Annotated in this window: 6 protein-coding genes and 1 pseudogene; 2 read left to right on the top strand and 5 right to left on the bottom strand. The window is 47.3% G+C overall.

The features are described from left to right. Positions 1 to 322 precede the first annotated feature (322 nt). Positions 323 to 646 (top strand): annotated as a pseudogene (locus QUA54_RS33395) (saccharopine dehydrogenase-like oxidoreductase); the annotation flags it as partial. A gap of 116 nt (positions 647 to 762) precedes the next feature. Here the strand turns inward: QUA54_RS33395 and QUA54_RS33390 are convergent. From QUA54_RS33390 to QUA54_RS33370, 5 genes are all read right to left on the bottom strand, one after another. Beyond that, positions 763 to 897: a hypothetical protein gene (locus tag QUA54_RS33390; RefSeq protein WP_333419227.1), complete on the bottom strand. Its 135-nt coding sequence runs from the start codon at positions 895 to 897 to the stop codon at positions 763 to 765. Between the two features lie 103 nt (positions 898 to 1000). Beyond that, a complete protein-coding gene (locus QUA54_RS33385) occupies positions 1001 to 1615 on the bottom strand; it encodes a hypothetical protein (protein WP_333419225.1) in 615 nt (204 codons plus the stop codon). A gap of 240 nt (positions 1616 to 1855) precedes the next feature. After that, positions 1856 to 2983 carry a type II secretion system F family protein gene (locus QUA54_RS33380; protein WP_333194126.1) on the bottom strand — a complete coding sequence of 376 codons (1128 nt, stop codon included), beginning with the start codon at positions 2981 to 2983 and terminating at the stop codon, positions 1856 to 1858. A 97-nt stretch (positions 2984 to 3080) separates the two neighbouring features. Beyond that, positions 3081 to 4178 carry a type IV pilus twitching motility protein PilT gene (locus QUA54_RS33375; RefSeq protein WP_172190933.1) on the bottom strand — a complete coding sequence of 366 codons (1098 nt, stop codon included), beginning with the start codon at positions 4176 to 4178 and terminating at the stop codon, positions 3081 to 3083. A gap of 92 nt (positions 4179 to 4270) precedes the next feature. Continuing rightward, positions 4271 to 6280, bottom strand: a complete 2010-nt coding sequence (locus QUA54_RS33370; RefSeq protein ID WP_333419223.1) for a GspE/PulE family protein — start codon at positions 6278 to 6280, stop codon at positions 4271 to 4273. A gap of 429 nt (positions 6281 to 6709) precedes the next feature. Between QUA54_RS33370 and QUA54_RS33365 the strand changes: the two genes are divergently transcribed. Then, entirely contained in the window at positions 6710 to 6832 is a 123-nt protein-coding gene (locus QUA54_RS33365) for a hypothetical protein (RefSeq protein ID WP_333419221.1), read from the top strand. Positions 6833 to 7499 lie beyond the last annotated feature (667 nt).

Below are 7499 nucleotides of genomic sequence, written 5' to 3'. Positions count from 1 at the left end.
GCTGCCTATCTTTTTTTACCACAAATTGGCTCAATCCTTACTAAATATGGGTTTGGGGCGGGTCGTCACCCCCCCAGGGAGATTGAAGAGACTTTATTGCTACCAAAAGACGAAATTGAAAAATGGAAACAGCAACACCGCACCTCTGCTAATTAAGTGTATTTTTGTTCAAACAAATGTATTAATCCGTAGTAAAATCTTAATTGCAACGAACAAATCTATCAGATATAACTGTCTATATTAAAACCAAACAGAATCTAAATATATTCTTCACTTGTCCCCTATTGACAGATCATAAAAAATTGTCCGCTCTCAAGAAAGTCCCGGGTATGACGTACCAAAAGCCCAAGCAATGACTGATGCAGAAGTGGAAGCACTGTTAGATAGCACCGGGGGTTTACTGAAGCTAGAAAATATGAAACACGCCGATGATATCATGTTGGAATTGGCGGGAATTTGCGATCGAGATCGAGTCACACTCGGCGGCGTCGTCCATACCCGCTATTCAAAAAAACCCTGAGCACCAACGTCCAAATTACCGATCGCACATTCATTCGAGGGCAAAATCTCAAGCCACACCTTTACATTAGGCGACGCAACCAGCATGAAAGCCAACGTTTGCGGCCCAGCTAAAGGGGTCATTCGATTTGAGATTTGAGATGGGAGATTTGAGATTTACTCCATGAATCTGGGAGCTTGAACTTTCGTCTCAAATTTTTATCTCTCCACGACATCGGGGGCTTGTATCCGTTTTTGGGCTGGTCACAAATGACAAAGCGATCGATTAATTTGATTGTTGGAAATGCGATCTACCTGTGGAGCATAAACATTCCTTTTCACGCCCAAAATATCTTTGAATATCTGCATATAACAACCAGATTCGGCATTGGCAAACATCAATATTTATCTCTTTTTTCTTTCTCTGCGCCCTCTGCGGTTCGTTGAAAAAAATCTACTTTACATCAAGCAATAGGATGGCTATAGGCGATCGCACCCAACCCTACAAATCAAAACTCTCTTCACCAATACTTCCCAGTTCCCCGCTACCCAGAAACTCTTCCTCCTCTACTTCCTCAATCCCAGAGTCGAAACTTTCCACCACAAACGGCAAACCAGCCGCCATCAAACCCCGTTGAATCAGTTCCGGCGTTTCATCAAACAAAACAAATAGCGGATGAACAGCCTCAGCTTCATCGCTGTAAATATGTCTGTAGCGGTGCGGCATCAGCCATTCGTAACCTTTATCCAGCCAAACCTGAGACTGCCGCCAGCGGCCTAGCAACTCAGAAAACTCTTCGCCCGGACGATGAATGAAAATTAAAATTTCCACTCCAATTTTAACTTTCCATTCAGGATCGCACATCAAAATCGCCAAATCGCAGGGCAAACAAACTGCCTGTCCGGGCGATATGCTAGTGCCGCTGCTTCCCGCATACGAAACTCCGTCCCGCAAGCGCGCAATTGGCAAAGGAATGGTAATTAAACTATCATGGGCGCGGCGGATACTCGGAATCATTTCCATGTAAACCCGATATTTTTTCAGCAGGGCGATCGCGGCAGAAGATTCGCTGTACTCTGCTAGTAAGGCCTCGTAATGTGATTGTTTAACAGACATTTTTAAATCAAAGAATAAGTAATTATTAATTGCTGCTAATTGCTAATCGAGCGCTTCTCGTTACCAGAAATACCCTGGAAATGAATATTTGGAGGCAGAGCCTCCAAATATTTTTCTCCTTTTAATCGAGGCTATGCCTCCTCCAAATATCTTCCCAGGCAGAGCATGGGAACGATTGAAATAGTCATTGGTTATGCGTTAATTGCTAATAACTAATAACTAATAACTAATTAGCCTTTTTTACAGCTTCTGAAACACTGCGAACATCGGCAGATACATCGACAGCAAAATCGAACCTACGATACCACCGACGACAACAATCATCAGAGGTTCTAGCATACTGGTAAGTCCTTTTACTGCTTCTTCCACTTCTGTTTCATAAAAAGCGCCAACTTTCATCAGCATCTTGTCAAGTTCCCCTGTCTCCTCGCCAATTGCCATCATTTGAATAGCCAAAGACGGAAAAACAGCTTGTTCTTGCAAAGCAATACTGATCATGCCGCCGCTTTGAATTTCCTGTCTCGCATATTCGATCGCATTAGAGATCGCCTGATTCCCAGCCACATCTCGCACAATTTCCAAAGAATTGAGAATCGGCACGCCCGATCGCGTCAGCGACCCAAATATAACGCAAAACCGAGCCACAGCAGATTTTTCGATCAAATCCCCAAAAATCGGCAACTTCATCGCAATCCTATCAATTTGTAGGTGACCTATTGGAGTTTTGTAGTACATATCGAAGGCAATTTTGAGCGCTATAATTACCCCAATAACTGTCACCTGTTGAATGGGAGGCCAAGCCGTACAAAATGAACTAATTGCCAACATCATCACCGTAAAAGCCGGCAAATCTGCACCAATATCCTTAAAGATTTTAGCGAAAGTTGGTAGCAAGAATATTGTCATTGCGAAAAAAATCACGATCGCGATGCCAAACACAGTCTTCGGATAAGACATCGCCGAATTAATTTCAGCCTCCGTCTTGTGATTTTTTTCCATCATCACCGCCAGACGGTCTAGGGTTTCATCTAGCACCCCCCCGACTTCTCCCGCCGCCACCATACTGATAAACAGTTGGTCAAAAACATCAGGAAACTTAGCCATCGCCTCTGCCAAGTTTATCCCCTCCTGCACGTCAGCATTCATGCTCCTGAGCGCTCGCTTCAGCTTAGCATTAGAACACTGTTCGTGGAGCACGGAAAGGCATCGAACGATCGCCACCCCTGCATTAAACATAGCCGCAAACTGACGAGCAAAAATAGCCATATCCTTAACAGTAAGACTGGTAAGGTTATACTCGATCTGCTCCTGAATCTTACTGAAATCAAAGCCACCTTTCGGTTTTTCGCGGATAACGTTGGTAGCCACAGCTCACCTCTGAAAATTTATTAAAAGTTATGACTCCTCACTTATCAGTCATCAGTTCTTTCTAGGGGCTCCTGACTAATGACTGCTGACTGAAGAATTAATGAGCTCCTACCTTAGGGCCACCAACAGGTGCCGGGCCGATCAAGCGTTCGAGTTCGTCAGCCTTAGAAGCCTTGGCCATTGCGGATTCCCAAGTGACTTTACCGCTCTTGTAAAGTTCAGCGAGAGCCATTTCCATCGTCCTCATGCCCAATTTTGCCCCCATTTGGATTTGGGAGTAAATCATGGGAGTTTTGCCCTCCCGGATCAAGTTAGCCATAGCTGGAGTGTTCACCATGATTTCCATAGCGCAGCAGCGGCCGCCCCCAACTTTTATTACCAAATTTTGGCTGCAAATTCCCACCAAAGAGTTAGACACCTGGGCGCGAACCTGGGGTTGTTGAATGGGCGGGAACACGTCCAAAATCCGATCAATCGTTGCAGCCGCCGAATTAGTGTGCAGCGTTCCCATCACCATGTGACCCGTTTCTGCTGCCGAAATTGCCAGACCGATAGTTTCCAAGTCCCGCATTTCCCCCACCAGAATTACATCAGGATCTTCGCGCAATGCAGCTTTCAGCGCATTAGCAAAGCTCTTAGTATCTTCGCCCTTTTGGCGCTGGTGAAACAAACTCTTGACATTGGGAAACACATATTCGATCGGATCTTCAACTGTTAGAATGTGTTCCGCCCGCGTCCGGTTGACCAGATCCAACAAAGCCGCCATCGTAGTAGTTTTCCCGGAACCCGTTTGTCCCGTCACCAACAGCATACCCCTGGGTCTTTCCGTCAGATCCCGCAAAATCTGCGGCACGCCTAAAGCATCTGCGTTAGGAATCTTAGAAGCCAGAGCCCGCATACAAGCAGCCCAAGCACCCCGCTCCCGGTAGACATTGACGCGGAACCGAGCCAATCCCCGAACGCCGTAAGCGCAGTCGAGTTCCCACTCCATTTCCAACTGCTTGCGCTGCATATTGTTGAGCATTTGGAAAATCAGGATCTGCACTTCCTCAGCAGACAGAATGTCGCCGTATTGCGTCTGAGGAGTTAGTTTACCGCTGACTCGGAAGAATATAGGCGCGCCCGCTTGGATGTGTATGTCCGAACCCCCTTGCTCTACCAGGGACTCCAGTACGTCTTCAATCATCAGACCCATAGATACCTCTCCTCGATCAAATTGATAGTTATTGACCAATCTAGCTCAGTTAACAGTCAACAGTTAATAGTCAACAGTTAACTGCTGCTGAATCAATCCACAAAGCGTGGCGTCAAGCAGTACGGACAATCCAGCATCTCCGGCTTCAATTCCGCCTGACAAGTTTTGCAGGTAAGTCCCTGCTTGCGTTTGGCTTTCATTTCAGCCTCCAGGCCCGAGTCTGTAAACGTCACCCGCTCGACTTCTTCAAAAGTAGTCGCGCCTTCCCGCACCAACTGCAAGCTGTAAGCCAACAACGTTTTCATCCCTTCTTCTACTGCTGCTTCCTTAATTTGCTCTGTGGGAGCTCCTTGAGTGATCAGAGTTTGAAGCCGCTCAGTATTTTTCAGGTACTCGTAAACCCCTACCCGTCCTTTGTAGCCTAGGCCGGCGCACTTCCGACAAAGTTCCTCGCGTTCTGCGAGTTCCTTCCTTTCCTCCACGGGTACAACGTTGGCTTTGTAAACAGTCAGATCAATTTCTTGAGAAGCCGACAGACCGTACTTGCCGAGTTCTGCGGCAGTAGGCTGGTAAGGAATGCAGCATTTGTCGCAAACGCGCCGCATCAGACGCTGAGCCAACACGCCCAACAGAGCGGCCGAAACCATGAACGGTTCTACGCCCATTTCCGCCAAACGCGCGACCGCCCCGGCCGCGTCGTTCGTGTGCAGCGTCGTCAGCACCAAGTGTCCCGTCAAAGCCGCTTCCAGAGCAGTTTTGGCTGTTTCCCTGTCCCGCGTTTCCCCCACCAGCATCACGTCAGGGTCTTGCCGCAAAAATGCCCGCAGAATGTTGGAAAAAGTCAAGTCTTTTTCCCGAATTACTTGACATTGGGTAATTCCTGGCAAAGCATATTCGATCGGGTCTTCCGCCGTACTGATATTAACCCCCGGATCGTTGCGTTCCGCCAGAATCGAGTAGAGAGTAGTTGATTTGCCCGAACCCGTCGGCCCCGTCACCAAAATCAGTCCGAACGGACGGCTAGCACTCTCTCGCACTAAAGCCAGAGTTTCCTGGTCGGAGATTAACAAACCCAAACCCAACTGAGTGCTGGAACTGTCCAAAATCCGCAGCACGATTTTTTCGCCGTACCGCGAAGGCAAGCAGTTCACCCGGAAATCCACCGTGCGTCCCTCAAACACCCGGCGGATGCGGCCGTCTTGCGCTTGTCGGCGTTCGGCAATATCCATGTTGGAAATAATCTTGAAACGAGCCGTAATCGATGCGACTACCTGCTTGGGAAACCGGAAATACTCTTGCAGCACCCCGTCTTTCCGCATCCGAATCCGCATGAACTCTTCTTGAGGTTCTACGTGGATGTCAGACACCTTTTCCGACAAAGCTTTAGCCAAAATGATGTTGACGGCCTTAATTACCGGAGCCGCCTCAGCATCGTCCAAGGTGTTAGCTAGGTCTTCTTGGTCGGCAGTCTCCTCTTCTAGCGAGAGTTCGCCAAAATCACCCTCCCCTAAATCCATCTTTCTCTGCTTTTCGGCTGCAGCTATTTTGGCTGCTACCTTAACTTGGTCGTCTTGATAAGCCGAAGTTATGTCCTGATAGTCGTCTGGGGTAATCACCCGTCGCTGCAAAGCCAAGCCGTGAGGCTGTAAAATCCGCCGCAAATCTTCTATGGCGTTGAGGTTGTCGGGATCTACCATTGCCACTAAAACCGCCGCAGGCTCAGTTTCAGTCTTCGCTACGGGTAAAAACCGACCTTGGTGACAAATGTCGAGCGAAATCTTCAACCCGTCGAGCATAACTCCGAGTTGCTCGTTAGACATTTCGCTCATCTCCGGGTCAAATGCTTCAACCCCATAGACAATCTTCCGTTCAAACATCTGCTGCTTCTTGTAAAGCCGCAGCAATTCTGGGGGCAACGGCTGCCCGGTAAGTGCTTCTAATACCTCCGTCAACCGCTTGCCCGACTTCTGGCTTTCAATTTGAGCTTGCTTCAGTTGGTCGCCGTTGACGTAACCCGCCTGAATCATCTTGTTGAGAGCCGGAGTAAAATTGCTCAGAGCAACTATCGATGTGGAGCGAAACCCCTGGGATGTGTTAGTCATAAAAAACACTCAATAGGTGGGAAACTCAGTCACAAAGAGTGCTGAGAGGAAAACCAACGCGGGGTTTTAACCCCCGTATTCTTTGTTTATGGATCAGCTATCATGTTGTTGCTCAATCCCTATCTCTCAAGTGTAAGCTCGCAGTCCCCTCTAAGCTTCGTCCACAAAGTGACGAGACGTTGGAGGGATTTGCCAGTGCTTGCAATCAGATCTTGTTCGTTAAGTGCTAAGTTGCTTACTTACCTGATTAACTTGCGGGATACTCTCGTTATAGCGTCCGGGCACATCACTTGGGGGTTACCTGTACTGGGAGAAAAAAGCGTGGTGGGGTGTGTCGCCTTCGCACGTTCATTCTATTTTCCCAAATTGTTTGCTCAAATCACAGCGCCCGTGGCGGCGCGGTTAGCTGTAATAAATTAAAGATGAGCTATGTTGTGTGATGATGATAGCTTTTACGAAAGTCTCGATCGGTCTTTTGAAATATATTTTGATGAATTATCTGCGATCGGGCACTGCCCGATCGCCTACATGAGTCTTCAGCACAGATTTTGAGGATCTCTAGTTTTTTTGTCAGCCAATATTACTGTGATTCTACCCAAGTGTCCGAATCTTTGTCACCCCGCCCGAAAACGGATACAAGTTTCCGACAGGAGTCGCCAGCCCCCAAAATTTTCGACTCTTGTTCAAAATCCCAGATTCAGAAGTCTCAAATCTCACCTCGGCTGACGTAAGATTGACGGTTCACAAATCTTGGAAATAGGCAAATTAGATATCAATCGTATCTAAAGATGAGCACCTCCGCGAAACCAGCTAATGTCTCTCCTTTGGCTGGTAACAATTCAAGGCTTCAAGGGATTTCGGCGGTATCGAATCCGAAAAACAATAGCCCCAATTCGCATCAAGATTAACAACCTAGTATCTAAGTTACACAAGGAGACAGCTAGCTACTTATCACTAAATACAAATTCCTCTTTCTCCCGACTTAGGAAACTGAGCAAATGGTAAAAAATGCAAGCGTCAGGTTGCGAATCAAACAGCCCGACCGATGATAACTTTGGATAACTTTAAGTCACTATCGTTGTTTTAAGCAAACGTTGAAAAATTAAACCTCCTAATTCGGAACTATTTTAGTAGACGTAATAGGGTAGAGTCGATAGGGGCATTTCTACCCCTACCTCTCTTTCAGAACCGGACATGAAACTTTCGCTTCATCCGGCTC

Origin of the sequence: Microcoleus sp. MOSTC5 (assembly GCF_036701825.1) — a bacterium.
GTDB lineage: Bacteria > Cyanobacteriota > Cyanobacteriia > Cyanobacteriales > Microcoleaceae > Microcoleus > Microcoleus asticus.
This window is presented reverse-complemented; position numbering and strand designations above follow the sequence as displayed.